This window comes from Streptomyces sp. NPDC088252 (assembly GCF_044740965.1).
In the GTDB taxonomy this organism is placed as follows: Bacteria; Actinomycetota; Actinomycetes; order Streptomycetales; family Streptomycetaceae; genus Streptomyces.
Genome location: NZ_JBIURS010000011.1, coordinates 169,619 through 195,078, shown reverse-complemented (window position 1 = coordinate 195,078; position 25,460 = coordinate 169,619). Strand labels below are relative to the sequence as shown.

At 72.0% G+C, this 25,460-nt stretch carries 24 protein-coding genes; 15 read left to right on the top strand and 9 right to left on the bottom strand.

Annotated elements, in window-relative coordinates; genetic code table 11:
- Positions 1-166 precede the first annotated feature (166 nt).
- The gene (locus ACIOHC_RS23695) at positions 167-766 is read left to right on the top strand and encodes a helix-turn-helix domain-containing protein (protein ID WP_351082128.1); all 600 of its coding nucleotides are present in this window, start codon (positions 167-169) and stop codon (positions 764-766) included.
- Between the two features lie 195 nt (positions 767-961).
- On the opposite strand, the gene ACIOHC_RS23690 is transcribed toward ACIOHC_RS23695, so the two are convergent.
- On the bottom strand, positions 962-1,927 hold the full coding sequence (locus ACIOHC_RS23690; RefSeq protein WP_351082126.1) for a DeoR/GlpR family DNA-binding transcription regulator: 966 nt from the start codon (positions 1,925-1,927) through the stop codon (positions 962-964).
- 195 nt (positions 1,928-2,122) lie between these two features.
- A complete protein-coding gene (locus tag ACIOHC_RS23685; protein WP_351082178.1) occupies positions 2,123-3,562 on the bottom strand; it encodes an NAD(P)H-quinone dehydrogenase in 1,440 nt (479 codons plus the stop codon).
- A 248-nt stretch (positions 3,563-3,810) separates the two neighbouring features.
- Between ACIOHC_RS23685 and ACIOHC_RS23680 the strand changes: the two genes are divergently transcribed.
- From ACIOHC_RS23680 to ACIOHC_RS23665, 4 genes are all read left to right on the top strand, one after another.
- On the top strand, positions 3,811-4,248 hold the full coding sequence (locus ACIOHC_RS23680; protein ID WP_351082125.1) for a gamma-glutamylcyclotransferase: 438 nt from the start codon (positions 3,811-3,813) through the stop codon (positions 4,246-4,248).
- 111 nt (positions 4,249-4,359) lie between these two features.
- Complete coding sequence (locus ACIOHC_RS23675; protein ID WP_351082123.1) at positions 4,360-5,184, top strand: purine-nucleoside phosphorylase; 825 nt, start codon at positions 4,360-4,362, stop codon at positions 5,182-5,184.
- A 177-nt stretch (positions 5,185-5,361) separates the two neighbouring features.
- Positions 5,362-7,002, top strand: coding sequence for a phospho-sugar mutase (locus ACIOHC_RS23670; protein ID WP_351082120.1), 1,641 nt, complete (start codon positions 5,362-5,364; stop codon positions 7,000-7,002).
- A gap of 171 nt (positions 7,003-7,173) precedes the next feature.
- Positions 7,174-8,973 (top strand): hypothetical protein, encoded by a 1,800-nt coding sequence (locus ACIOHC_RS23665; protein WP_401843840.1) that lies wholly within the window; start codon positions 7,174-7,176, stop codon positions 8,971-8,973.
- Here ACIOHC_RS23665 and ACIOHC_RS23660 read toward each other — a convergent pair.
- The 5 genes from ACIOHC_RS23660 to ACIOHC_RS23640 all read right to left on the bottom strand — a co-directional run bounded on the left by ACIOHC_RS23660 (position 8,963) and on the right by ACIOHC_RS23640 (position 13,999).
- Positions 8,963-10,171: a cation diffusion facilitator family transporter gene (locus tag ACIOHC_RS23660; RefSeq protein WP_351082116.1), complete on the bottom strand. Its 1,209-nt coding sequence runs from the start codon at positions 10,169-10,171 to the stop codon at positions 8,963-8,965. The two genes, ACIOHC_RS23665 and ACIOHC_RS23660, sit on opposite strands and share 11 nt — an antisense overlap.
- A 192-nt stretch (positions 10,172-10,363) precedes the next feature.
- On the bottom strand, positions 10,364-11,557 hold the full coding sequence (locus ACIOHC_RS23655) for an ABC transporter permease (protein ID WP_351082114.1): 1,194 nt from the start codon (positions 11,555-11,557) through the stop codon (positions 10,364-10,366).
- Positions 11,554-12,273, bottom strand: coding sequence for an ABC transporter ATP-binding protein (locus tag ACIOHC_RS23650; protein WP_351082112.1), 720 nt, complete (start codon positions 12,271-12,273; stop codon positions 11,554-11,556). Before ACIOHC_RS23650 ends, ACIOHC_RS23655 begins: the two co-directional genes overlap by 4 nt.
- A complete protein-coding gene (locus ACIOHC_RS23645; protein WP_351082110.1) occupies positions 12,270-13,349 on the bottom strand; it encodes a peptidoglycan-binding domain-containing protein in 1,080 nt (359 codons plus the stop codon). The genes ACIOHC_RS23650 and ACIOHC_RS23645 overlap by 4 nt, the downstream gene beginning before the upstream one ends.
- A complete protein-coding gene (locus ACIOHC_RS23640) occupies positions 13,346-13,999 on the bottom strand; it encodes a hypothetical protein (protein WP_365694113.1) in 654 nt (217 codons plus the stop codon). Before ACIOHC_RS23640 ends, ACIOHC_RS23645 begins: the two co-directional genes overlap by 4 nt.
- Before the next feature lie 135 nt (positions 14,000-14,134).
- On the opposite strand from ACIOHC_RS23640, the gene ACIOHC_RS23635 reads away from it, so the two are divergent.
- The 6 genes from ACIOHC_RS23635 (at position 14,135) to ACIOHC_RS23610 (ending at position 19,814) form a co-directional block, all read left to right on the top strand.
- A complete protein-coding gene (locus ACIOHC_RS23635) occupies positions 14,135-14,830 on the top strand; it encodes a response regulator transcription factor (RefSeq protein WP_365694115.1) in 696 nt (231 codons plus the stop codon).
- On the top strand, positions 14,827-16,338 hold the full coding sequence (locus ACIOHC_RS23630) for an ATP-binding protein (protein WP_401843836.1): 1,512 nt from the start codon (positions 14,827-14,829) through the stop codon (positions 16,336-16,338). Before ACIOHC_RS23635 ends, ACIOHC_RS23630 begins: the two co-directional genes overlap by 4 nt.
- Positions 16,335-16,829, top strand: coding sequence for a hypothetical protein (locus ACIOHC_RS23625; protein ID WP_351082102.1), 495 nt, complete (start codon positions 16,335-16,337; stop codon positions 16,827-16,829). Before ACIOHC_RS23630 ends, ACIOHC_RS23625 begins: the two co-directional genes overlap by 4 nt.
- A gap of 503 nt (positions 16,830-17,332) precedes the next feature.
- Positions 17,333-17,995, top strand: a complete 663-nt coding sequence (locus tag ACIOHC_RS23620) for a hypothetical protein (protein ID WP_351082100.1) — start codon at positions 17,333-17,335, stop codon at positions 17,993-17,995.
- A gap of 173 nt (positions 17,996-18,168) precedes the next feature.
- On the top strand, positions 18,169-18,780 hold the full coding sequence (locus tag ACIOHC_RS23615) for a TetR/AcrR family transcriptional regulator (protein WP_365694119.1): 612 nt from the start codon (positions 18,169-18,171) through the stop codon (positions 18,778-18,780).
- Entirely contained in the window at positions 18,777-19,814 is a 1,038-nt protein-coding gene (locus ACIOHC_RS23610) for a DMT family transporter (protein WP_351082095.1), read from the top strand. Before ACIOHC_RS23615 ends, ACIOHC_RS23610 begins: the two co-directional genes overlap by 4 nt.
- A 41-nt stretch (positions 19,815-19,855) precedes the next feature.
- On the opposite strand, the gene ACIOHC_RS23605 is transcribed toward ACIOHC_RS23610, so the two are convergent.
- Positions 19,856-20,527, bottom strand: a complete 672-nt coding sequence (locus ACIOHC_RS23605) for a PH domain-containing protein (protein ID WP_351082093.1) — start codon at positions 20,525-20,527, stop codon at positions 19,856-19,858.
- A 124-nt stretch (positions 20,528-20,651) separates the two neighbouring features.
- Between ACIOHC_RS23605 and deoC the strand changes: the two genes are divergently transcribed.
- From deoC to ACIOHC_RS23590, 3 genes are read left to right on the top strand one after another with little or no spacing between them, the layout of a single operon-like run.
- A complete protein-coding gene (gene deoC, locus ACIOHC_RS23600) occupies positions 20,652-21,614 on the top strand; it encodes a deoxyribose-phosphate aldolase (protein WP_351082176.1) in 963 nt (320 codons plus the stop codon).
- A 13-nt stretch (positions 21,615-21,627) separates the two neighbouring features.
- A complete protein-coding gene (locus tag ACIOHC_RS23595; protein ID WP_401843920.1) occupies positions 21,628-23,076 on the top strand; it encodes an aldehyde dehydrogenase family protein in 1,449 nt (482 codons plus the stop codon).
- On the top strand, positions 23,066-23,971 hold the full coding sequence (locus tag ACIOHC_RS23590; protein WP_351082091.1) for an aldehyde dehydrogenase family protein: 906 nt from the start codon (positions 23,066-23,068) through the stop codon (positions 23,969-23,971). The genes ACIOHC_RS23595 and ACIOHC_RS23590 overlap by 11 nt, the downstream gene beginning before the upstream one ends.
- A gap of 69 nt (positions 23,972-24,040) precedes the next feature.
- On the opposite strand, the gene ACIOHC_RS23585 is transcribed toward ACIOHC_RS23590, so the two are convergent.
- On the bottom strand, positions 24,041-24,445 hold the full coding sequence (locus ACIOHC_RS23585; protein ID WP_389638453.1) for a hypothetical protein: 405 nt from the start codon (positions 24,443-24,445) through the stop codon (positions 24,041-24,043).
- A gap of 63 nt (positions 24,446-24,508) precedes the next feature.
- On the opposite strand from ACIOHC_RS23585, the gene ACIOHC_RS23580 reads away from it, so the two are divergent.
- Positions 24,509-25,216: a uridine kinase gene (locus ACIOHC_RS23580; protein ID WP_351082086.1), complete on the top strand. Its 708-nt coding sequence runs from the start codon at positions 24,509-24,511 to the stop codon at positions 25,214-25,216.
- The last annotated feature ends 244 nt before the right edge of the window (positions 25,217-25,460 follow it).

The window sequence follows — 25,460 nt, the reverse complement described above, 5'->3', positions numbered from 1 at the left end:
AACCCGGCGGAGGACTCGGCGGACGGCGCAGCGGGCGCCCCTCGCGGCGAGCAGTGGGATCAGGGTCGGGGCAGCGCCGGAAAGCCGGCCCCGGGCGGTGCGGAAACTCCCTCCGGACGCGCAATGGCATCCTGGACCCCGGGGCGGAAAAAGGGAGGACTGCGCAATGGCGATGAGCACGGCACAGACATCGGCCCGGCCCATGCGCGCCGACGCGCGCCGCAATTACGACCGGCTGCTGGGCGAGGCCCGTACCGCCTTCGCGGAACACGGCACCGATGCGTCCCTGGAGGACATCGCGCGACGCGCGGGCGTGGGGATCGGCACGCTGTACCGGCACTTCCCGAACCGGCACGCGCTGATGAACGCCGTCTTCCAGGAGGCGCTGACCTCCCTGATCAACCGTTCCCGGGAGCTCGCGGGGGCCCGGCAGCCGTGCCGGGGCCTGGTGGAGTGGCTGGGCGCGATCATCACCCACGCGGGCGAGTACCGCGGGCTCGCCCAGGCGCTCATGTCGACGTCACGGGACGAGACTTCTGCGCTGTCGCAGTGCAATGTGCCGCTGCGCGAGGCGGGCGCGGTGCTGCTGGGGCGGGCTCAGGCGAGCGGGGCCGTACGGGCGGATGTGTCCATAGACGACCTGATGCAGCTGACGAACGCGATCGCGCTGGCTGCCGAACAGTCGCCGGACGACCCGGAGTTGGCGAGCCGGCTGCTGATGCTGACCTTGCAGGGGCTGAAGGGGCCGAACGCGGAGGCGAATTGAGCAGGCGGGGGCGGATGGCCACGGCGTCGCGGTGCCGCGGTGCCGGGCTCGTCCCCCCGCCCGCCTCTGCCGTGACCGGTGGCGGCTCCCCTGCCGCCTTCGGCTCCCCCGGTCGTCGATCACCGGAACGGCTTGATTCCGACGGGCGCGGTGCGGAACGCGCCCGCCGCGGGCGAACCACACCCGCACCGCCCTCTACCGGCGTCGCAGATCCGCCACTCTCGCCCGGTCCCCCTGGCTCTGTTCCGCCAGGCCCGCCGCGCTGCGCAATGACTGCGGGCCGGGCCCGCCTGCGCGCGTACGACGCTGACCGGGCAGCGGCATGTCGCGGCGGGCCTGACGGCCCGGGGGAACGGCTTCGGCCGGTGCGGGACCGCTGCCCGCGCCGGCCACCGCGATCTGCACCCCCTGATCAGCCAGGGCCTGCAGTTCGGTGGCGGCACGGTCGTCGTGGCCGGGCGGCTCGTCCGTCACCAGGCGGGTGATCAGATCCGTCGGAACCGTCTGGAACATGGTGTCGGAGCCGAGTTTGGTGTGGTCCGCCAGGACCACCACCTCCGCCGCCGCCTGTACCAGGGCCCGGTCCACGCTCGCCGAGAGCATGTTGGACGTGGAGAGGCCGCGCTCCGCCGTGAGCCCGCTCCCGGAGAGGAACGCGCGCGAGACCCGCAGCCCCTGGAGGGACTGCTCGGCACCGCTGCCCACCAAGGCGTAGTTGGAACCGCGCAGCGTTCCGCCGGTCATCACCACTTCCACCCGGTTGGCATGGGCCAACGCCTGGGCGACCAGCAGGGAGTTGGTGACGACGGTCAGACCGGGGATCCGCGCGAGCCGGCGGGCCAGCTCCTGCGTGGTCGTACCGGCACCGACGACGATGGCCTCGCCCTCTTCGACGAGACCGGCGGCCAGGTCGGCGATGGCCGTCTTCTCCGCGGTCGCGAGATGGGATTTCTGCGGAAAGCCGGACTCCCGCGTAAAACCGCCCGGCAAAACCGCACCGCCGTGCCGGCGGTCGAGGAGTCCTTCTGCCTCCAGTGCCCGCACGTCCCGCCGTACGGTCACTTCGGAGGTCTGGACGACGCGGGCGAGCTCACGGAGCGATACCGCCCCGTTGGCACGCACCATTTCGAGGATCAACTGACGACGTTCTGCAGCGAACACGAAACTGACAGTAACGTGACCGCCCGAGTGTTTTCAGCAGTTTGCGCCGAATAAGAGAAGTTGTGCGTAGAAGGGGCCGCCAAGTGGTAAGGACGACCCCCTTGTTGTTCGCACTGATCACCCGGCGGTCACCCGGCCACCCGACGTACCAGGAGTTGCCGGGAGTTGCCGGGAGTTGCCGGGCTCCGAGGCCCCTCAGGCCTCGCCCGCGAGCTTGCGGGTGTGCAACTGACGGGCCACTTCCGCGATCGATCCCGACAGGGACGGGTACACGGTGAAAGCGTTTGCGATCTGTTCGACCGTCAAATTGTTGTCGACCGCGATCGAGATCGGGTGAATCAGCTCGCTCGCCCGCGGTGCGACGACGCAGCCGCCGACGACGATGCCGGTGCCCGGCCGGCAGAAGATCTTGACGAAGCCGTCACGGATGCCCTGCATCTTGGCGCGCGGGTTGCGCAGCAGCGGCAGCTTGACCGCCCGGGCGTCTATCCGGCCTGCGTCGACATCGGCCTGGGTGTAGCCGACGGTGGCGATCTCGGGGTCGGTGAAGACGTTCGAGGAGACCGTCTTCAGATTCAGCGGTGCCACCGCGTCGCCCAGGAAGTGGTACATCGCGATCCGGCCCTGCATGGCCGCGACCGAGGCGAGGGCGAAGATCCCGGTGACGTCACCGGCCGCGTAGACGCCGGGGGCGCTGGTGCGGGAGACCTTGTCGGTCCAGATGTGGCCGGACTCCTTGAGCCGGACCCCGGCCTCCTCCAGGCCCATGCCCGCGCTGTTCGGGATCGCGCCGACCGCCATCAGGCAGTGCGAACCGGAGATGACCCGGCCGTCGGCGAGGGTGACCTCGACCCGGTCGCCGACCCGCTTGGCCGCCTGGGCACGGGAGCGGGCCATGACGTTCATGCCGCGTCGACGGAAGACGTCCTCCAGCACGGCGGCCGCGTCCGGGTCCTCCCCCGGCAGCACCCGGTCGCGGGACGAGACGAGGGTGACGCGCGAGCCGAGCGCCTGGTAGGCGCCCGCGAACTCGGCGCCCGTCACACCGGAGCCGACCACGATGAGCTCCTCGGGAAGCTCGTCGAGGTCGTAGACCTGGGTCCAGTTCAGGATGCGCTCGCCGTCGGGAAGCGCATCCGGAATCTCCCGGGGGTGGCCACCGGTCGCGATCAGCACGGCGTCGGCGGTGAGGGTCTCCTCCGTACCGTCGGCCGCGGTCACGACGACCTGGCGGGAGCCGTCGGCGGCCTGCAGGCCTTCGAGGCGGCCCCGGCCCCGCATCACGCGCGCCCCCGCGCGGGTGACGGAGGCGGTGATGTCGTGGGACTGGGCGAGCGCCAGGCGCTTCACCCGCCGGTTGACCTTGCCGAGGTCGACGCCGACGACGCGGGCCGCCTGCTCGATGTGCGGGGTGTCGTCCGCGACGATGATGCCCAACTCCTCGTACGAAGAGTCGAACGTGGTCATCACCTCGGCCGTCGCGATCAGGGTCTTCGAGGGCACGCAGTCGGTGAGCACGGACGCGCCGCCGAGGCCGTCGCAGTCGACGACGGTCACCTCCGCGCCGAGCTGGGCGCCCACCAACGCCGCCTCGTACCCGCCGGGTCCGCCGCCGATGATCACGATCCGGGTCACGAAAAGTCCGCCTCGCATGTGTCATCCCGCGGCCGTCCGCTGCCCCGGCCGGGGGTCCGGGGGGTCGCCCCGGGGAATGCAGTACGTACTTCATTGTCCCGCACGCGCCAAGGTGCTTCGCCCCGGGGCCCTCCATACGTGCGCCAAGACATGCGCGACGGGGGTCCGGAACGGGAAACGGAACCCCGTACGGGGTCTTCCTCACAGGAATCGACGTTCTCCCCACCACCTCCCGTACCCTCGAACCCATGTCGCTCTACGCCGCGTACGCCGGCAACCTCGACGCGCGGCTGATGACGCGCCGCGCACCGCATTCCCCGCTGCGCGGCACCGGCTGGCTCAACGGCTGGCGGCTGACCTTCGGCGGGGAGCAGATGGGCTGGGAAGGCGCGCTCGCCACGGTCGTGGAGGCCCCCCGTTCCCAGGTCTTCGTGGCGCTGTACGACATCGCGCCGATGGACGAGGACTCCATGGACCGGTGGGAGGGCGTCGGTCTGGACATATACCGGCGGATGCGGGTACGCGTGCACACCCTGGACGGTGAGGAGCCGGCCTGGATGTATGTGCTGAACGGGTACGAGGGCGGGCTGCCGTCCGCCCGCTATCTGGGCGAGATCGCGGATGCCGCGGAGTCCGCGGGCGCGCCGCACGACTATGTGATGGAACTGCGCAAGCGACCCTGCTGACGCCGCCGACCCGGCGGACCAGCGCTTTTGTGTGAATGTACGACGAAGCGGATGCAGTCACTGCGCATGGGCATCTACGCGCGTAGGGAATCACCGGTTACCCTCATCCGCGTGAACGCATCAGTTATTCCGGACAACATCCAGGGCGACCCGTACGCCGCCGCCGCCGACGCCGCCGCCCGCCTGCGCGAGCTGACCGGCGCCGAGACCCACGACGTCGCGCTCGTGATGGGTTCCGGCTGGGCACCCGCGGGCGATGCGCTCGGCACCCCGGAGGCCGAGTTCCCGGTGACCGACCTGCCCGGCTTCCCGGCGCCCGCCGTGCGGGGGCACGGCGGCACGATCCGCTCGTACCGGATCGGCGAGAAGCGTGCCCTGGTCTTCCTCGGCCGGACGCACTTCTACGAGGGCCGCGGCGTCGCCGCCGTCGCCCACGGGGTGCGTACCGCCGTCGCCGCGGGCTGCAAGACCGTCGTCCTGACGAACGGCTGCGGCGGTCTGCGCGAGGGCATGCGCCCCGGCCAGCCGGTCCTGATCAGCGACCACATCAACCTGACCGCGGCGTCCCCCATCATCGGTGCCAACTTCGTCGACCTGACCGATCTGTACTCGCCGCGGCTGCGCGCGCTGTGCAAGGAGGTCGACGAGACCCTCGAAGAGGGTGTCTACGTGCAGTTCCCCGGCCCGCACTACGAGACCCCGGCCGAGATCAACATGGTCCGCGTCATGGGCGGCGACCTGGTCGGCATGTCCACCGTGCTGGAGGCGATCGCCGCACGGGAGGCGGGGGCCGAGGTGCTGGGCATCTCCCTGGTCACCAACCTGGCGGCGGGACTGAGCGGCGAGCCGCTCAACCATGAAGAGGTGCTGCAGGCCGGGCGCGACTCGGCCACGCGGATGGGGACGTTGCTGGCACGGGTGCTCGAACGGATCTGAGCGGATCCGGCGGTGCCGGGGGGCGGGATGCGATGCGGGTGCGGCGCGCCCGCGGCGGCCCGTCCCCGCCCGCCCCCTTCCCGTGACCGGGGGCGCCGCCCCGGACGCCCGCTCCTCGAACGACGGAAGGGCTCGACTGTGACGAGCCCCGTCCCATCCCGCAGAAAGGCGGACACCGTGCAGCAGGACCTCATCGCGCAGGCCAGGACATGGCTCGCGGAGGACCCCGATCCCGAGACCCGCGACGAGCTCGCCAAGCTCATCGCCGCCGAGGACCTCGACGAGCTCGCCGCACGGTTCGCCGGCACGCTGCAGTTCGGCACGGCCGGACTCCGCGGCGAGCTGGGCGCCGGGCCGATGCGGATGAACCGCGCGGTCGTCATCCGTGCCGCGGCCGGGCTCGCCTCCTATCTCAAGGCCGAGGGGGAGACCGGCGGACTGGTCGTCATCGGGTACGACGCCCGCTACAAGTCGGCCGACTTCGCCCGCGACACGGCGGCCGTGATGACCGGCGCGGGCCTGCGCGCGGCGGTGCTCCCCCGTCCGCTGCCCACGCCCGTGCTGGCGTACGCCATACGGCACCTGGGCGCCGTCGCGGGCGTCGAGGTGACCGCCAGCCACAATCCGCCCCGCGACAACGGCTACAAGGTCTATCTCGGCGACGGCTCGCAGATCGTCCCCCCGGCGGACGGCGAGATCGCCGCCGCCATCGCCGCGGTCGGCCCGCTCGGCGGCGTGCCGCGCCCCGACGACGGCTGGGAGGTCCTCGGCGAAGAGGTCCTGGACGCCTACCTGGCCCGTACGGACACCGTGCTCGCCGCCGGATCGCCGCGTACCGCCCGCGTCGTGTACACGGCGATGCACGGAGTGGGTACGTCCGTGCTGACGGCCGCCTTCGACCGCGCCGGATTCCCCGCCCCGGTGCTCGTCGCCGAGCAGGCCGAGCCCGACCCCGCGTTCCCCACCGTCGCCTTCCCCAACCCGGAGGAGCCCGGCGCGATGGACCTCGCCTTCGCCACCGCGCGCCGTACGGACCCCGACATCGTCATCGCCAACGACCCGGACGCCGACCGCTGCGCCGTCGCCGTCCCGGACCCGGACGCCGACGGTGGCTGGCGGATGCTCCGCGGCGACGAGGTCGGCGCGCTGCTCGCCGCCCATCTGGTGGACCGCGGCGTGACCGGTGTCCTCGCCGAGTCGATCGTGTCCTCCTCGCTGCTCGGCCGGATCGCCGGGAAGGCGGGCCTCGGGTACGAGGAGACGCTCACCGGCTTCAAGTGGATCGCCCGCGTGGACGGTCTGCGGTACGGGTACGAGGAGGCGCTCGGCTACTGCGTCGACCCGGACGGCGTGCGCGACAAGGACGGCATCACGGCCGCGCTGCTCGTCGCCGAACTCGCCTCCGTGCTCAAGGAGCGGGGGCGTACGCTCCTCGATCTCCTCGACGACCTCGCGGTCGCCCACGGGCTGCACGCCACCGACCAGTTGTCGGTCCGGGTGGAGGACCTGTCGGTCATCGCGGACGCCATGCGGCGGCTGCGCGAACAGCCTCCGGCCTCGCTCGCCGGACTCGCCGTCACCTCGGCCGAGGATCTGTCCCGGGGCACCGAGCAGCTGCCGCCCACCGACGGGCTGCGCTACCGGCTCCAGGGCGCCCGGGTGATCGTCCGCCCGAGTGGCACCGAGCCGAAGCTCAAGTGCTATCTGGAGGTCGTGGTGCCGGTCGGTTCGGCGGCAGAGCTGCCCGCGGCCCGTGCGAAGGGTGCTCAGCTGCTCGCCGGGATCAAGCGGGACCTGGCGGCGGCAGCCGGGATCTGACACCGCGCCACCTCGTCGTGCGGGCCCGGGACCTGCCCGAGGTTCCGGGCCCAGCCGGCCCATGGGCCCGGAACTGGGTCCTGTGGCCCTCTCCGGATCGTTTCTTCCGCTTCTACGCTGCCCCCGGCAGACGGGGGTCGGTCGAGCGGGTCGCGCAGGGGGCTCACAGGCATGCGGACGAAGAGCGGGCATCGAAGAAGGACGGACCGGGGGCAGACCGGCGTCGAATACCTCGGTCTCATCACCCTGGTGGCGCTGCTGGTCGGCGCCATCGCGACCACGACCATCCCGACCGGGCTGAACGACGGCTTCGCGACAGCCCTGTGCCGACTGGTGCAGGTCGCCGGAGGCGGTGGTTCCTGCGATTCTGACAACGTTGCCGTCGACGGGCAGGAGACGCCCGGTCCGCAGGAGCCGGGGGCGCCGGAGTCCGAACCCGGGGAACCGATCACTGCTCCGGCTCCGTCGGCGTCCCCCGCTCCGGACGACCCGGACGAGAAGGATCCGTTCCAACCCGCCCGGTGCCTGCTGGCCGTGGACGACACCAAGGACACGGTCGTCGTCCAGATCCTGTTCATCAAGATCAGCCATTCCGAGCAGGTCAAACTCTCGCAGTGGTCCGACGGCTCGGTCACCCTGGAGCGGATGAGCACCACCGGTGGCGGCGTCTCGGGCTCGATCGGTGCGAGCATTCCCGGCCTGAAGAAGTGGGGCGGCGGCGCTTCGCTCAGCGGCAGCTACATGCGCGGCAGCGGCAGCGGCGGGCAGTGGATGTTCGACGCGCACAGGACGGACGACCCGAACGCCGACCTCGCGGCCAACCTCGACGAGGCGAAGCAGTTCTCCGAGTACCTCAAGAAGGCGGAGAAATGCCGTGACAAGACCGGCCCCCGCGCCTCCGAACTGGGCATGATCTGCAGCTACTGGGCCGACAAGGACAAGCCCGACGTGGATCCGGAGCGCGCTCCGGACATCGACATCACCAAGACCACCACCGAGGCCTCGGGCAGCGTCGGCTTCGGCGGCAAGTACGCAAAGAACGACAAGGAGGTCGCGGCTCTGCGGCAGACCATCGCCCACGAGGTGACGAAGAACAACCCGGGCGTCAAGGGCGAGGCCCTCGACAAGCTCATCAAGAACGCCCAGTCCAACAGCATCATCAAGGACGTGCCGGAGACCAAGAGCGTGGGCAACGTCTCCGCCGAGGGCGTGTCGGGCGCGCTCAGCAACGATGTGGTCGTCATGCGCCACAAGACCGGCCCGGACACCGGCAGGATCACGTTCGTCTACACCTTCTCGCTCAACGGCTCGGTCGGTCCCGGCGGCCAGGCGAGCGGATCGCGGATGCAGCAGGTCGCCGTCACCTACGACGCCGAGGCGTACGACCGCGAGGAGGAGGCGGGTGAGGCGCACCACCCGCAGAAGATGAAGATCACCACGAGCCAGGAGAGCGGCGGCGACGAGGGGGTGTCCGTCGGCGGAGGCGCCAACGCGGGCCCGGTGACCATCGACATCGGCGCAGGCGGCGGCGAAACGGAGTCGGATCTGCACACCGAGGTCGCCGAACTGGACCTCTCCGACCAGAAGGACAGCACCACGGCCGAGGACTGGCTGCGCGGACGCGGCAGCAACCCGGCCGACGAGGCGATGCCGTCGCCCTCCTCCATGGCCGAGCCGCTGACGCGGGACGCGTCCGCGATACGGCGACTGCTGCACGACAAGGGTCGGCTGCAGCGGCTGGACTACGAGGTCGACACCGACTGGTGGAACGCCTCACTGGGCATCGGATTCGGTCTCTCCGCGGGCCGGTTCAGTCTCGGCTTCAAGCTCTTCGGTATCGACATCACCCACGAGCACCGTCAGCAGACCCTGACCGGCAACCCGACCTACGCGAGCGCGCCGGGGCCGGACGGCACACGGCCGTGGAAGGACTTCACGAACTGCTCCCGCACCAAGCCCATCACGGCCTGATCGGCTCCGGGGCCCCGCCGTGGCCACCCGCGGCCGGGCCCCGGCCGGGGGCCGGGGGCGACCACGGCCGAAGGCCTCGTCGGCCGATCGTTTCAGCCGTCACCGGCGGTGGCCCCGGCCGCTCGACGTGGTGGACGAGGGCCGCGTGCGGGTCCCTGCTGCCGATGGGGGCGTGGTCGGTATGGACGGTCGCGGCGGTCAGCCGCGGAATCGCGTGGATCAGGGCATGCTCGGCGTCGACGGCCAACTCATGCGCCTGGACGACCGTCAGGCGCGGATCGACCACGATGTCGGCCTCGGCGCGCAGGACATGGCCGATCCACCGCATCCGCACCTGTCCGATGTCCAGGACCCCCTCCACACCGCGCAGCGCGCGCTCCGCGGCCTCGACCGAGGCGGGGTCGACCGAGTCCATCAGACGCCGGTAGACCTCGCGGGCGGCGTCCTTGAGCACCAGCAGGATGGCGAGAGTGATCAGCAGACCGACGACCGGGTCCGCCGCCCGCCATCCGAGCGCGGCGCCGCCGGCCCCCAGGAGGACGGCGAGCGAGGTGAAGCCGTCGGTACGGGCGTGCAGGCCGTCGGCGACCAGCGCGGCGGAGCCGATCCTCCGGCCGGTCCGGATGCGGTAGCGGGCGACCCATTCGTTGCCGACGAACCCGGTCAGGGCAGCCGCGGAGACCGCCCACGGATGGGTCATGTCACGGGGGTCGAGCAGCCGGTCGACGGCCACCCATGCGGCCAGGGCCGCGGACGCCGCGACGGTCGCCACGACGAGAACGCCGGCCAGGTCCTCGGCGCGGCCGTAGCCGTAGGTGTAACGGCGGTTCGCCGCCCGCCGCCCGAGCACGAAGGCGATGCCCAGCGGGACGGCGGTCAGTGCGTCGGCGGCATTGTGGATCGTGTCGCCGAGCAGCGCCACCGAGCCGGACAGGGCGACGGTCGCGGCCTGGACCACGGTGGTCGCCCCCAGGACCGCCAGGGAGATCCACAGTGTGCGCATCCCCTCGCGGGAGGTCTCCATCACGGCGTCGACCTTGTCACCGGCTTCATGACCGTGCGGCGTGAACACATGGGCGAGCCGGTGCCGCAGCCGCGTCGGCAGCGCGCCTCCCGCCCCGTGCCGGTGCTCGGCGCCGGTGCGGCCGGGCTCGTGACGGTGGTGGTCGCGTGTACGCGTGTGCCGTTTGCCCTCCATGACCTCACCGTGGCACAGGCAATCGATTGCGGCTACCACCGTCATACGCCCTGTGACCAGGTGCGATGTCCTCGCATGTGCGGCTCGTGAGCGTGTGGCACGCCCGCCCCGGACCAGCGGTCGCACATCTGGCGTCGAGCACGTGGGGCGTACGGGACGCCGCCCCGGGAGGGCGCCCCGTACGCCCCCGCCTCACGTCGCGTTCAGAGCCACCGTCGGGTGGAGACGGGAGGCGCGGATCGCCGGATAGAGGCCGGCGATCACGCCGATCAGGAGGGTGGCGGCCAGGCCGCCCGCCAGGGACCAGGGCGGGACCACCGCCGTCCAGCCCTGGACCCGCGCGAAACCGAACGTCGCTGCCGCGCCCATCAGCGCACCCGTCACGCCGCCCAGGGCCGACAGCAGCAGCGACTCGGTGAGGAACTGGAGCCGGATCGCGCCCCGGGTCGCGCCCAGTGAGCGGCGCAGGCCGATCTCCTGGCGGCGTTCCAGGACGGAGATGACCATGGTGTTGGCGACGCCCACCCCGCCCACCAGGAGGGCCACCGCGCCCAGGCCCAGCATCAGGGTCGTCAGGCCCCTGTCGGTGGCGGCCTTGGCGGCCAGCGCGTCCGAGGGGCGGGAGACCCTGACGCTCGCCTCGTTGCCGGGGCTGATGGTGCGGGCCAGGATCGCCCGTACGTCCTCCACCGAGGCGTCCGTGGAGCGCTCGAAGACGGTGGTGGGGTGGCCGTCGAAGCCGAAGTAGCTCTCGGCGGCGGGGAATCCGACCATGGCCACCCGGTCCAGGGTGGGGACCAGTTCGAGCGGCTTGAGGATGCCGACGACGACCACACGGGTGTCGTTCATCATGATCGTCTCGCCGGTGCGGGTGATGCCGAGGCGCTGCGCCGCCACCGCGCCGAGGACCGTCACGGGGAGGCGTTCGTCGGCCGGATCCAGCCAGGCGCCCGTGTCGACCTCGCCGCCGAGCGTGGACAGCAGGTCGATGCGGGCCGCCTGGGCGGTGACGCCGGCGGTGCGCTCCTGGGGGACCACGTCGCTGCGGCGGATCCGGGCGTCGACGTCGGCGGTGGCCGTGGCGTGCTGCACCGGGCCGACGCGTTCGACCATCGCGACCGCGTTCCTGGGGAGCTTGACCGGCTTTCCCATGGGGTCCTCGCTGGCCTCGGCGGTGAGGAGGTTGGTGCCGAGACGGTCGAGCTGGGCCATCAGGCCCGCGCGGCTCGACTCGGACAGACCGACGACCGCGACCATGGTCGCGATGCCGATGGCGATGCCGAGCGCCGAGAGCACCACGCGCGCGCGGCGGGCGCGCAGGCCGACCGCGCCGACGCGGAGGATGTCGCGGGGGGAGAGACGGGCGGGTTTGAGGTCGTTCCTCATGGGCCGGCCCCTTCCGTGCGGGAGGCGGGGCGCGCGCCGGAGCGCGAGTCCGAGACGATCTCGCCGTCCTTGAAGCGGACCCGGCGCGGCAGCGAGTCCGCGATCTCGTTGTCGTGGGTGATCACGCAGATGGTGGTGCCGGACGCGTTCAGCTCGTGCAGCAGCTCCATGACGATCTTCCCGGACGCGGTGTCCAGTGCCCCGGTCGGTTCGTCCGCCAGCAGCAGCCGGGGCTCCCCCACCAGGGCGCGGGCGATGGCCACGCGCTGCTTCTCGCCGCCGGACAGCTCGTTCGGCGTGTGCGAGCAGCGGTGTTCCAGCCGCACCCCGGCGAGCGCTTCCCGCGCACGCGCACGCCGTTCCCTCGGTGGAACGCCCGCGTACAGCAGCCCGTCGGCGACGTTGTCCACCGCGTCGCGCCCCGCCGCCAGGTGGAAGTGCTGGAACACGAAGCCGATGTGGCGGGCGCGCAGCGCGGAGAGCCGGGAGTCGGAGAGCCGGGACACGTCGTACCCGGCGACCTCGACGGTGCCCGTGGTGGGCTTGTCGAGGGTGCCCATGACATTGAGCATGGTGGACTTGCCGGAGCCGGACGGGCCGACGACGGCGAGCAGTTCGCCCGCTTCGACGGTGAGGTTCACTCCGCGCAGGGCGTGGACGCCGCCGGGGTACGACTTGGTGGCGTCCCGCAGTTCGATCACCGGGTCCGGCGTCATGACTTCGCCGCTCCGACCTTCATGCCCTCGCGCAGGTCCGGGCCGCTGACCTCGATCTGTCCGTCGGCGGTCATGCCCGTCTCCACCCGCACCATCCTTGAGGTGGTGCCCGTCACGACCTGGAGGCCGTAGCCGCCGTTCTCGCCGCGCAGGGCGACGACCGCCTCGACGGGGACCGCGAGGACACCCCTGTGCGCCTCGCTGACGAACTTCACGCTCGCCGACGCCTTGGCGTCCTCACCGGACGCGGCGCCGACCCCGCCGTCCAGGACGACCTCGACGGTGATGCCGTCCTGCGCGCCAGCTCCGCCCCCCGACGCGGGCTCCTCGGGGCGCACCGTCCCGGCGACCTTGCCGGCCACGGTCCTCCCGCTCGGCAGGGTGACCTCGACCTTGGTGTTCCTGGAGACGAGCGCGCCGTCGGTCTGGTCCAGTTCCGCCCGTACGACGGGCTTGGTGGAGGCGATCGTCAGGACCGGGGTGTCCGGTCCGACCTGGTCGGCGAGCGCCGCGTCGGCGGCGACCACCTTGACCCGGCCGGGCTGGAAGACGACATCACCCCTGCCGACCCTGCCGGTGGCCTCGCGGTTCAGGGACTTCTGCCACTGTTTGACGGCGGCCTCGGTGTCCTCGTCGTACCAGATGTCGACGAGCAGCTTCGATCCGTACCCCAAGTCGCGCAGATTGCGCTCCAGTTGGAGTACGTCACTGCCGCGGTCGCCCACCTTCATCTCGCGGAACATCGGGACCGGCCCGTACAGGAGGGTGACGGGCTTGTCGTTCAGCTCGTACAGCGCCTGCCCCATGGCCACCGTCCTCCCTTCGGAAGCGGCCACCGTCACCGTGCCCTCGACGGCGGACTTGACGGGGCGGCGCTGCGCGAAGTCGAGCCTGCCGTCGACCGTCTTGGACTGCACGAGGTCGGTGCGTACGACGGTCGCGGTGGCGGGCGGCGGGTCGCCGCCCTTCCCCGAGGCGCCCGTGTCGCCGCCGTCGCCGAGGAACAGGACGCCCCCGGTGACGGCGGCGGCGACGGTCACCGCGACGAGCGCGAGAGAAATGCCGCGGTGCTTCACTGCATGCCGTCCAGACCGTCGAGCAGCTTCGACTTGCACGCCTCGCGGGCCTGCTTGTACGACGGTGAATCCGAGTCGATGGACGGGGACCCCGGGTTCGGGTCGCCGCCGGGGATCGCGTTGCCGCCGCTCATGGTCGGGTTGGTGAACCTGGAGACGCCGTGGTCCCGCATGCACTTGGCGTGCGCGAGCATCGACTCGTAGGACTTCTGCTGGTCGCGCTTGGGCTCGACCGCCATGACGGCCTGCAGTTCGGGCACGCACACGTTGTTCTTTCCGGCCTTGATGCCGGCGTTGCGGCCGGGCTGGGAGCCGAGCTCGTTGATCTTCGTCCAGTCGAGGTAGCCACTGAGCTTGGGGTCGGGGTACTCCTCGTAGCCGCCCTTGGCACGCATGCACTGGACGAACTTCATCTGCGCGTCGTAGAAGGCGCTCTTGCCCGCGGACCCGGTGCCCGGCCCGCTCCCGCCCTTCGTGGCGCTCGCGGTCGGCGCGTCCGGCACGTCGGCGATCGTCTCGTTCTTCTTCGCCCCGTCGGTGCTGTCGTCACCGCCGCCGCACGCGGCGCAGAGGGCGAGTACGGGCACGGCCACGAGAGCGGCCACGCGCAGCCGGGCGGTGGCGCGGGGGTTCGTCCTGAGGAAGCTCATGCGCTTCACGCTCGCCGCCGCGGATGATGGCCCGTCCATGAGCACATGATGGGAACGTAACAATGCCCTCGACCTGCGCGTCCGCCTCCGTACGGGGTGTGCGGGAAGGGTCGGGGCATGCTCATAATCGGCCCCATGCCGCATGTACTGCTCATCGAGGACGACGCGTCCGTACGGGACGGAATGGAGCTCGTGCTGCGCCGGCACGGGTACGACGTCGACACCGCCGCCACCGGCGAGCAGGCCCTCGCCCTGCTGGACGGTCCCGGGGGCGGGAAGGTCGAGCTGGCCGTGCTGGATCTGATGCTGCCCGGCATGGACGGCTTCGAGGTGTGCCGCCGCATCCGCGCCAGGACCACCGCCATGCCGGTCATCATGCTGACCGCGCGCGGCGACGACTCGGACATCGTGACCGGCCTGGAGGCGGGCGCCGACGACTATGTGGTCAAGCCGGTCACCGCCCCCGTGCTGGAGGCCCGCATCCGGGCCGCGCTACGGCGCGCGGAACCGTCCGGGCAGGCGCGGAAGGCGGACGCCGGCTTCGCCGGGCTGGTGATCGACCGCGCCGCACTGACCGTCACCAAGCGCGGCGTCCCCATCGCGCTGCCGCCCAGCGAGCTGCGGCTGCTGCTGGAGCTGTCGGCCTCCCCCGGCCGGGTCCTCAGCCGCGAGCAGCTCCTCGAATCCATCTGGGACCACACCTTCCTGGGCGACTCCCGGCTGGTGGACGCGGCGGTCGGCCGGCTGCGGGCCAAGATCGAGGACGTGCCCGCGAAGCCGCGGTACATACAGACGGTGCGGGGCTTCGGCTACCGCTTCGGGCCGCTGTGAACCGTACGGGCCAAGGCGGGCGCGGCGCCGCGCCGACGGGGCGCGCCCGGCGGCTGGTCGGTGGGCTGCGCACCCGGCTCGTCGTCACCTTCGTCGTCGTCGCCCTCGTCAGTGCGGTGACCGCGACCGCCCTCGCCTACCGGGAGGCCCGCACCGCCGTCCTCCAGCGGACCCAGAACGCCGCCGTGAACGACCTCCGGGAGCGGGTCACTGCGGTCGCCGCCGACTTCGACGTACCGCCCGACCAGCAGGCGCTGGCCCGGTTCGCGGCGAAGGTCTCGGACGGCATCGGCTCCCGCGTCGTGGTCGTCCGCTACCAGGACCTCGTCGCGGTCTCCGACTCGCTCGCCGACACGGAGGGACGGATCACCGCCGAGTTGCGCGCCGCCGTGCGCGCCGGGGGCGGGGCCCGGTTCCAGCGGGTGGTGTGGCGGGGCGAGCCCTATCTGGTCGTCGGCATGCCGGTGCGGTACGCCGACGGGGACCACCGCACCTCCGGCCTGGAGGTCTTCGCGATCACCGATCTGCGGGCCGAACGCGACGACACCGCCGCCCTGCTGGACTCCGTGCGGGCGGGCGTCGCGCCGGTGGTGCTGCTGTCCGCCGTCCTGGCGCTGCTGGCCGCGGGGACGGTCCTTCGTCCGGTGCGAAAGCTGGGCCGGGCCACCCGTGAGCTCGCGGCCGGAGACCTCGGCAGCCGGGTCGCCGTCACCGGGCACGACGAACTGGCCGACCTGGCACGGACGTTCAACGAGTCCGCCGACGCGCTCCAGGCCTCCGACGCGGAACTGCGCGAGCAGGAGGCGAAGGCACGCCGCTTCGTGGCGGACGTGTCGCACGAACTGCGCACGCCCCTCGCGGCGATGACGATGGTGGCCACCGTCCTGGAGGAGGACGCCGACCAGCTTCCGCCGGACGCCGCGCGGGCGGCGCGTACCGTCGGCGCGGAGACGGCACGGCTGGCCCGGCTGGTCGAGGACCTGATGGAGATCTCCCGCTTCGACGCCAAGGCGGTACGGCTGAACGCGACCGGGACGGACCTCGCCGACACCGTGCGGGCCTCGCTGGCGCTGCGCGGCTGGACGGACCGGGTGCGGACAGATCTCCAGGAGGACGTACGGGCGGTGGTCGACCGGCGCCGCATCGACGTGATCGTCGCGAATCTGGTGGGCAACGCGCTGCGGCACGGAGCCCCGCCGATCACGGTGACCCTCGGGACGGCTCTCGCGGCGGACGGGGAGTGGGTGACGCTGGAGGTCGCCGACCGCGGACCCGGGCTGCCGCCGGGGGCCCGGGAGCGGGTCTTCGACCGGTTCTACAAGGCGGACGAGGCCCGCACGCGCGGCACGGCCGACGACAGCGGACAGGGCAGCGGGCTCGGGACGGCGATCGCGCTGGAGAACGCGCGGCTGCACGGCGGCACGATCGACGTGGCCGACGGACCACGGCGCGGCGCGGTGTTCACACTGCGGCTGCCCCTGCGACGTACGGAGGAGGACGCGGAATGAAGGTCCGGCAGGGAGTCGTGGTGGCCGCACTGGGAATCGCCCTCATGGGCTGCGGCGTCCAGCCGACCGGGGTGATAGGCGCGGGCGAGTCCGCGTCCGGGCCGACGCGCGGAATCCGGCTGTACTACGCGTCCGCCGGTGGGTTGCGCGGAGTGCCCGTGCCGGACGTGAAGATCAAGAACCTCGCCTCGGTGGTGAAGCTGCTCCTCCAGGGACCGCCGCCCGCCGCGCAGGGCGACGGGCTCACCTCTTTCGTCGAGCTCCCCGGCTTCTCGGCGACCGGAACGGGCACCCGGGTCACGTTGCGCCTGTACGGCCCCTATCCGCAGACGGGGCGCGACCAGGGCACGGGCCAACTGGTGTGCACGCTGGCACGCGCCCAGTCCGTACTCGACCGGAAGGTCAGGACCGACGACGTCGAGGTCACCGTGCGACCGTCCGAAGGCGCCGCGCTGGGCCCCTACCGGTGTGCGGACTTCCTCAACAGGTGAGGCGGGGCAGGCGGGTTGACGGCGGGTTTCCGGTCGAACGGCCGTGCTGCCGCCCACGATCCACACCGTCCCGTACCACGCCATGAGCATGAAGCCGATGCCTCGGCCACCCGAACGGATCAAGTACCGAGCGCATCGGCGGAGGCACGGCCCCGCGCACGGCCGGCGGGGCCGGGCCGACGCCCGTACCCGCTGGCAGCCCGGACGCGAGAGGGGCCCGGCGGCTCCTGCCCGGACCGTGTCAATGAACGACACGCCGCTTCCGGGCCGAGCGGATGCCGGGAGGTCGCCCGGACAGGCGAACGGCGCATCAATTCACCTGCACACAACGGATTCCGATGGGCCGTCGGATTGCACCTGAATGGCATACGGGCGGCCGTCGTCCCGACCGGCACCGCAGGATCAGCTTTTCGATACGCCCGATATGACAGGTATGAGGGGCGAAAGTACGTTCAGTCACGGGTCGACTGCGCAGCCGACCTCTCTGAGACAGGAGAAGTGACATGGCTAAACGTTCCACCGTGATCGTCGGCACGGTCGCGGCCGCCGCGGCCCTGATCGCCACCGGCAGCACCCTCACCTCGGCCGCCACCTCCGAGCCGGCCCAGGTGGCCCCGGCGGCGCCGGCGCCCCCGATCGTCCAGCAGGCCGCCGTCCCCGCTCCCGCGCCCGCCGCCGTCCCCGACGGTGCGGCCGACACCGGAAAGGGCAACGGAGGCAGGGGCGACGAGGGCAGAGGGGACGACGAGGGCCGGGGCGGCGAAGGAGGCAGAGGCGACGAAGGGGGCAGAGGCGGCGACGATCGCGGCTACGGCGAGGGCCGGGGCGGCGGCAGGGGCTACGGCGAGGGCCGCGACAGGCGCGAGCGCGAGGGCCGGATCCACTTCAACGAGCGCACGTACTCCGCGACCCCCGGCGGCTGCATCACCGCCGCCAGCGGCCTCGGCTCCACGAGCTTCAACGTCTACAACGACAGCTGGCGGACGGTGGAGGTCTTCAGCGGGGCCACCTGCGACAACGGCGCCCCCGTCGCCACCGTCGGACCGCACGGTGCCACCAATGGCGTGTTCCCGCGGCGCGTCGAAGGAGGCATCTTCGTCCCCGACGGGGTGGGGGCGAGCTTCCGGGTGATCGGGCACGACGACTACGACGACTACGACTGGTGACCGAGCCGCGCACATGACATGACACGGACCCCGGCCCGCCGGAATCGGGCCGGGGTCCGCGCATGAGCAGCCCCCCAAGAGCTGTCCCGCAGGCGGCTTCGACAGCCGGATCCCGACCAAATCGCTCCCCCTTATTAGGTAGACTGGTCTACCTAATCTGGAGAGGGGCAGGAATGACCGATCCGAAGGCCGGCGACAAGCAGCCGGTGACGCGGCGACGCGGGGCCGCACGAGGACGGATCCTCGACGCCGCCGCGCGCCGGTTCTATGCCGACGGCGTCGCGGCGACGGGGATCGACACGATCACGGCCGAGGCCGGTGTGGCGAAGATGAGCCTCTACAACAACTTCGCCTCCAAGGCCGACCTCGTCTCCGCCTATCTCCAGGCCCGGCACGAGGAGTGGCTCGGCCTCTACCGGCGGCGCCTGGCCGGGACGCGGAACCCGAGGGAGGGCGTGCTCGCGGTCTTCGACGCCTACGCGGACCACGCCGATCTCGCCTATGAGCACGGCTTCCGAGGATGCGGGCTGCTCAACGCCGCTGCCGAGCTGCCCAACGGACACGAAGGCCGGACAGTGGTGCGCCACCACAAGGAGCAGGTCGAGGACCTGCTCGTCACCCATCTCCGGCAGCTGCTGCCCGGCCAGGACGAGCGGGCCCGCGCCACGGCGGAACACCTGGCGTTCCTGCTCGAAGGGGCCATCGTGCGCGCGGGCCTCGAAGGAGACGGCGTGCGCATGCGACGGGCACGCGACATGGCGGCTCGTCTGGTGGACGGCCTGTGATCCGGCCGGCCGGGCGCGCCCTTGGACCCGGCGCGGGCGCGTTCGCCGTACTGCTGGCCTCGGTGCTGTGGGGCACCACGGGCACCGCGGCCACCTTCGCGCCGCAGGTGGGGCCCCTGGCGATCGGCGCCGCGGCGATGGGCCTGGGCGGCCTGCTGCAGGCGCTCGTGGCCGGGCGCCGCATCGCACAGGTCCGCGCGGGGCTCGTGGCGCAGTGGCGGATCGTGCTCGTCGGGGGATCCGGCGTGGCGCTGTACCCGCTGGCGTTCTACACCTCCATGCATCTGGCCGGTGTCGCGGCGGGAACGGTCGTCTCGATCGGCTCGGCCCCGCTGGCATCGGCCTTGATCGAACGGATCGTCGACCGGCGGCGGCTGTCCCGGCGATGGATGGCCGGGGCCGCCCTGGGACTGGCCGGCACCGTGCTGCTGTGTGCGGCCGAGGCCGCGCGGGGCGGCTCCGTGACCGGTGCGGGGTCCGCCCGGCAGACCGTCGCCGGCGTGGGGCTCGGGCTGGTCGCGGGCCTGACCTACGCCGTGTACGCGTGGGCGGCGCACCGACTCATCACCCGCGGCATCGCCTCCCGCGCGGCCATGGGAGCGGTGTTCGGGCTGGGCGGGCTGCTGCTCGTGCCTGTACTGCCGGCCACCGGCGCGCCACTGGTCGCCTCCTGGACGAACGCGGGCGTCGGCCTCTACATGGCACTGGTGCCGATGTTCACCGGGTACGTCCTGTTCGGGTTCGGCCTGGCCCGCATCCCCGTGAGCACTGCGACGACCCTGTCCCTGCTGGAGCCCGCCGTGGCGGCGGTGTTCGCGGTGCTGGTCGTGGGCGAGCACCTGCCCGTCCTCGGCTGGATGGGGATCGTGCTCGTCATCGCCTGCCTCGGCGTACTGACCGCCCCCTCCCGGCCCCTTCGAGCCCCTCGGCGTGTCGCGGCGGGAACGCCGTCGCCGATTCCCCGGCGCCCGCGACCCCCTCGGCGCCTACGGACCGTGCCGCCGCCGACGGCCCGGCCGGCCGACGAGGGGTAGAAGCCGGGCGCCGCCCCGTACGGATGCGCTCCGGCACCGCCTCAGCCGGTCGCGAACAGCACCACCAGCAGCACCGCGCCCACCACCGCCGGTGCGATCACCTCGTACGCCCAGCGCACCGAGACCGAGGACGCCGAGGTCTCCTGCGATTCCGCGGACTTCGCCGCGCCCGCAGCCGCGCCCGTCTTCGCGCGCTCCACCAGCTCCCGCAGGTCCGCCATGGTGCGGTCGGCCGTCGCCATGCGGGACTTGCTGTCCCGGACGTCGGCGTGCACCGAGGTCCGGCCGTACGGGTCCTCCACCGACTGCCGGGACTGCTGCCGGGCCGCCTTCTTCCGCTGGCGCAGCGACACCGGCACCGCCCACATCTGGTACTTGGTGCCGCCCTCGGTGAACAGCTCGCTCGAATACCCGGCCCGCAGATTCGCGACCTCGGTCCACGGCATGGTGATCGTCCGGAACGGGTTGCGGATCCTGATCCGCCGGTCGTCGGCGAACACGACGGGGCGCAGCGTGAACGCCACGACCAGTGGGACCGCCGTCAGCATCCCGGCCAGCGCCAGCCACGGCACCCGCCCGTGGCCCCGGAGCGCGGCGTCCCCGCCGATCCAGCAGATGAGCACAAGCAGCAGGACACCACCGACGATCCCGGCGGGCGACCGGAAGGTCCGGTCGGCGTAGGTCGGCTCGGCGGGTGGTGTGGGGCTCGTCATGGGCCCGATTCTGCCTGACGCGCGCAAGGGGTGCCGGAGCGCCCGCCCCCGTACCGCACTACGCTCGGACGAGCGGGCCCCCTGTACAGGTCGCTACGCGCGTAGATATGCTCCTCTGGTGACCATGCCCACCACAGCTCCCGCATTCTCCGACGCGACCGCGTCCGACAGTGCGCTGCGCCGCTTCCTGCACGGGCTGCCCGGCGTCGACGCCGTCGGCCTCGAAGCGCGCGCCGCGTCCCTCGGAACCCGTTCGATCAAGACGACGGCCAAGGCGTACGCCATCGACCTGGCCATTTCGATGATCGACCTGACGACGCTGGAAGGCGCGGACACCCCGGGCAAGGTCCGGGCCCTCGCCGCCAAGGCCGTCCATCCCGACCCGACCGACCGCACGACCCCGCGCACCGCGGCGGTCTGCGTCTACCCCGACATGGCGGCGACCGCCGTCGCCGCGCTGGCCGGTTCCGGCGTGAAGGTGGCGTCCGTGGCGACGGCCTTCCCGGCCGGCCGCGCCGCGCTCGACGTCAAGCTCGCGGATGTCCGCGACGCCGTGGCCGCCGGGGCCGACGAGATCGACATGGTGATCGACCGGGGCGCCTTCCTCTCCGGCCGCTACCTCAAGGTCTACGAGGAGATCCTCGCCGTGAAGGCGGAGTGCGCGCGGCCCGGCGGCGCCGACGCCCGGCTGAAGGTGATCTTCGAGACCGGCGAGCTGTCCACGTACGACAACATCCGCCGTGCCTCCTGGCTCGGCATGCTGGCGGGCGCGGACTTCATCAAGACGTCGACCGGCAAGGTCTCCACCAACGCCACGCCCGCGAACACCCTGCTGATGCTGGAGGCCGTGCGCGACTTCCGGGCGCAGACCGGCGTACAGATCGGCGTGAAGCCGGCCGGCGGCATCCGCACCTCCAAGGACGCGATCAAGTTCCTGGTGCTGGTGAACGAGACCGCGGGCGAGGACTGGCTGGACAACCACTGGTTCCGCTTCGGCGCCTCCAGCCTGCTGAACGATCTGCTGATGCAGCGCCAGAAGCTCAGCACCGGCCGCTACTCCGGCCCCGATTACGTGACGGTGGACTGAGAACCCCATGACCATGGACAAGCAGACATCTGCATTCGAGTACGCACCAGCTCTCGAGTCGCGCTCGGTCGTCGACATCGCGCCCTCGTACGGCCTGTTCATCGACGGTGAGTTCACCGAGGCGGCCGACGGCAAGGTCTTCAAGACTCTCTCGCCGAGCAGCGAGGAGGTGCTCTCCGAGGTCGCGCAGGCCGGCGCCGCGGACGTCGACCGGGCCGTGAAGGCGGCCCGCAAGGCGTTCGAGAAGTGGTCGGCGCTGCCCGGTTCCGAGCGTGCCAAGTACCTGTTCCGGATCGCCCGGATCATCCAGGAGCGCAGCCGCGAGCTCGCCGTTCTCGAAACCCTCGACAACGGCAAGCCGATCAAGGAGACCCGCGACGCGGACCTCCCCCTGGTCGCGGCGCACTTCTTCTACTACGCGGGCTGGGCCGACAAGCTGGACCACGCCGGTTTCGGCGCCAACCCCCGCCCCCTGGGCGTCGCGGGCCAGGTCATCCCCTGGAACTTCCCGCTCCTGATGCTTGCCTGGAAGATCGCCCCGGCGCTCGCCACCGGCAACACGGTGGTCCTCAAGCCCGCCGAGACGACCCCGCTCTCCGCGCTGTTCTTCGCGGACATCTGCCGCCAGGCCGGCCTGCCCAAGGGGGTCGTGAACATCCTCACCGGGTACGGGGACGCGGGCGCCGCGCTCGTCGAGCACGAGGACGTCGACAAGATCGCCTTCACCGGGTCGACGGCGGTCGGCAAGGCCATCGCGCGCCAGGTCGCCGGCACGGACAAGAAGGTCACCCTCGAACTGGGCGGCAAGGGCGCCAACATCGTCTTCGACGACGCCCCGATCGACCAGGCCGTCGAGGGCATCGTCACCGGCATCTTCTTCAACCAGGGCCAGGTCTGCTGCGCGGGCTCGCGGCTGCTCGTGCAGGAGTCGGTCCAGGACGAGCTGCTGGACGCGCTCAAGCGCCGACTGTCGACGCTCCGGCTCGGCGACCCGCTGGACAAGAACACCGACATCGGCGCGATCAACTCCGCGGAGCAGCTCGCCCGGATCACCGCGCTCGTCGGGACGGGTGAGGCGGAAGGCGCCGAACGCTGGTCCGCCCCCTGCGAACTCCCCTCCTCCGGCTACTGGTTCGCCCCGACGCTGTTCACGAACGTCACCCAGGCGCACACCATCGCCCGCGACGAGATCTTCGGCCCGGTGCTGTCCGTGCTGTCGTTCCGCACGCCCGACGAGGCCGTCGCCAAGGCCAACAACAGCCAGTACGGCCTCTCGGCCGGCATCTGGACGGAGAAGGGCTCCCGCATCCTCGCGGTGGCGAACAAGCTCCGGGCGGGTGTCGTCTGGGCCAACACGTTCAACAAGTTCGACCCGACCTCGCCCTTCGGCGGCTACAAGGAGTCGGGCTTCGGCCGTGAAGGCGGCCGTCACGGCCTGGAGGCGTACCTCGATGTCCGATAACCGTCTGAGCGTCTTCAAGACCTACAAGCTGTACGTCGGGGGCAAGTTCCCCCGCTCCGAGAGCGGCCGGGTGTACGAGGTGACGGACTCCAAGGGCAAGTGGCTGGCGAACGCCCCCCGGTCCTCCCGCAAGGACGCGCGGGACGCGGTCGTGGCCGCCCGCAAGGCGTTCGGCGGCTGGTCGGGCGCGACGGCGTACAACCGCGGCCAGATCCTCTACCGCGTCGCGGAGATGCTGGAGGGCCGCAAGGAGCAGTTCGTACGCGAAGTGGCGGACGCGGAGGGCCTGTCGAAGTCCAAGGCAGCGGCCGTCGTGGACGCGGCGATCGACCGCTGGGTCTGGTACGCGGGGTGGACCGACAAGATCGGCCAGGTCGTGGGCGGGGCCAACCCGGTAGCGGGCCCGTTCTTCAACCTGTCCACACCCGAGCCGACCGGAGTGGTCGCGGTCCTGGCGCCCCAGAAGTCGTCGTTCCTGGGGCTGGTCTCGGTGATCGCCCCGGTGATCGCGACCGGCAACACGGCGGTCGTCATCGCCTCGGCGGACTCCCCCCTCCCGGCCCTGTCCCTGGGCGAGGTGCTGGCCACCTCCGACCTGCCGGGCGGTGTGGTGAACATCCTGTCCGGGGGGACGGCTGAGATCGCGACACCGCTGGCGTCCCACCAGGACGTGAACGCCATCGACCTCACGGGCGCGGACGCCGCGCTGGCGAAGGAGCTGGAGATCGCGGCGGCGGACAACCTGAAGCGGGTGCTCCGCGCGCAGGCCACGGACGAGGACAGCGCCTCCGACTGGTCGGCCGATCCCGGCACCCACCGCCTGACGGCCTTCCTGGAGACGAAGACGGTCTGGCACCCCACGGGTGCGCTGGGCGTCTCCGGGTCCTCGTACTGAGCCGTACGACCGCGGCCCGCTCCCCCGAAATCCCCGGAGGAGCGGGCCGCGCCCGCGTGCACGCGCTTCTCAGCCGCGCAGCGCTCCTGCCACCGGGAGGTCCTTCAGCGCGCCGCCGCTGGTCACCGGGTCGGTGACGGCGGCCGTGGAGAGCGGCTCGAAGTCGGCGATCTGCGTCCCCACCGTGTTGTCCAGCGGGTCCGTGCCCGTACCGGCCAGCGGGTCGAGCCGGAGGTGCGTGACCGGTGCGACGCCGCTCCTGAGCGACTGCCCGACCGCCCCGGTCACCGCGCCTCCGGCCGCCTCCGAGACCCCACCGAGGCTGCTGTCGGTGCCCGCGGCCGGAGCGAGGGGCAGCGGCGCCGCCTGGGCCGCCGCACCCCCTGCGCCGATTGCGGCACCCACCGCGGTGACGGCCAGACCTGCCCGCAGCAGGGCGTGGCGCCGGGACTTGGAAAGTGCGTGACGTGCCATGGATTTCCCACCTGATCGAGGAGATCGAGTAACCATCTGGACACGTAGAGTAGTTGAGGTGTGATGCTCGATACCAACCCGCCCTCCGGGGGATCCCCTGCGCGGGTCAATGCCTCACACTCGTGTCCTGTGAATTCCCAACCTCCCCCGACCCGCGTCGTGCTGCTCGCGGGCCCTTCCGGCTCCGGCAAGTCCTCCCTGGCCGCCCGCACCGACCTGCCGGTGCTGCGTCTGGACGACTTCTACAAGGAGGGCGACGACCCCACCCTGCCGCTCGTTCCCGGCAGCACGGACATCGACTGGGACTCCGCACGGTCCTGGGACGCCGATGCGGCGGTGGCCGCGATCACGGAGCTGTGCCGCACGGGACGCACCGAGGTCCCGGTGTACGACATCGCCACGAGCTCACGTGTCGACCGGGAGGCCTTCCACATCCAGCGCACCCCGCTGTTCGTGGCCGAGGGGATCTTCGCGGCGGACATAGTCGAACGGTGCCAGGAGCTGGGCGTCCTCGCGGACGCGCTGTGCCTGCGTGGCCGTCCCACGACGACATTCCGCCGACGGCTGCTGCGGGATCTGCGCGAGGGGCGCAAGTCGGTGCCGTTCCTGCTGCGGCGGGGGTGGCGGCTGATGCGGGCGGAGCGGCGGATCGTGGCGCGGCAGACGGCGCTGGGCGCGTATCCGTGCGGCAAGGAGGAGGCGCTGGGGCGGCTGGCCGCCGCCGCGGCGGGCCGGTGCCGACGGGCGTCCGCGGCACAGGGGACGGTCTGAGGGCTGTCCCGCAATCCCTGGCGGGCGCGCGACGACAGATGCGGCACCTCGCCGCGTTGTCGTCCCTCCGCCTTGCGATGCACCGCATCCGACGCCGCGCACTGATCCGCCACGGATTACGGGACAACCTTTAGTGCCGTGACCACGGACCCCGTCGTCCTGCCCCCCGCCGGCCGGGGGGCGGACGACCGGGGGGGGGGGGGCCCCCCCCCCCGCCCCCCCCCCCCCCCCCCCCCCCCCGCCC

Excerpts from the sequence above, each read along its gene's own strand:
- ACIOHC_RS23625 (WP_351082102.1), top strand. The coding sequence starts at position 16,335 with ATGAAGGTCCGGCAGGGAGTCGTGGTGGCCGCACTGGGAATCGCCCTC.
- ACIOHC_RS23595 (WP_401843920.1), top strand. The coding sequence starts at position 21,628 with ATGGACAAGCAGACATCTGCATTCGAGTACGCACCAGCTCTCGAGTCG.
- ACIOHC_RS23635 (WP_365694115.1), top strand. The coding sequence starts at position 14,135 with ATGCCGCATGTACTGCTCATCGAGGACGACGCGTCCGTACGGGACGGA.
- ACIOHC_RS23620 (WP_351082100.1), top strand. The coding sequence starts at position 17,333 with ATGGCTAAACGTTCCACCGTGATCGTCGGCACGGTCGCGGCCGCCGCG.
- ACIOHC_RS23665 (WP_401843840.1), top strand. The coding sequence starts at position 7,174 with ATGCGGACGAAGAGCGGGCATCGAAGAAGGACGGACCGGGGGCAGACC.
- ACIOHC_RS23580 (WP_351082086.1), top strand. The coding sequence starts at position 24,509 with ATGCTCGATACCAACCCGCCCTCCGGGGGATCCCCTGCGCGGGTCAAT.
- ACIOHC_RS23640 (WP_365694113.1), bottom strand. The coding sequence starts at position 13,999 with ATGAGCTTCCTCAGGACGAACCCCCGCGCCACCGCCCGGCTGCGCGTG.
- ACIOHC_RS23650 (WP_351082112.1), bottom strand. The coding sequence starts at position 12,273 with ATGACGCCGGACCCGGTGATCGAACTGCGGGACGCCACCAAGTCGTAC.
- ACIOHC_RS23660 (WP_351082116.1), bottom strand. The coding sequence starts at position 10,171 with ATGGAGGGCAAACGGCACACGCGTACACGCGACCACCACCGTCACGAG.
- ACIOHC_RS23585 (WP_389638453.1), bottom strand. The coding sequence starts at position 24,445 with ATGGCACGTCACGCACTTTCCAAGTCCCGGCGCCACGCCCTGCTGCGG.
- ACIOHC_RS23680 (WP_351082125.1), top strand. The coding sequence starts at position 3,811 with ATGTCGCTCTACGCCGCGTACGCCGGCAACCTCGACGCGCGGCTGATG.
- ACIOHC_RS23695 (WP_351082128.1), top strand. The coding sequence starts at position 167 with ATGGCGATGAGCACGGCACAGACATCGGCCCGGCCCATGCGCGCCGAC.
- ACIOHC_RS23655 (WP_351082114.1), bottom strand. The coding sequence starts at position 11,557 with ATGAGGAACGACCTCAAACCCGCCCGTCTCTCCCCCCGCGACATCCTC.
- ACIOHC_RS23590 (WP_351082091.1), top strand. The coding sequence starts at position 23,066 with ATGTCCGATAACCGTCTGAGCGTCTTCAAGACCTACAAGCTGTACGTC.
- ACIOHC_RS23615 (WP_365694119.1), top strand. The coding sequence starts at position 18,169 with ATGACCGATCCGAAGGCCGGCGACAAGCAGCCGGTGACGCGGCGACGC.
- ACIOHC_RS23605 (WP_351082093.1), bottom strand. The coding sequence starts at position 20,527 with ATGACGAGCCCCACACCACCCGCCGAGCCGACCTACGCCGACCGGACC.
- deoC (WP_351082176.1), top strand. The coding sequence starts at position 20,652 with ATGCCCACCACAGCTCCCGCATTCTCCGACGCGACCGCGTCCGACAGT.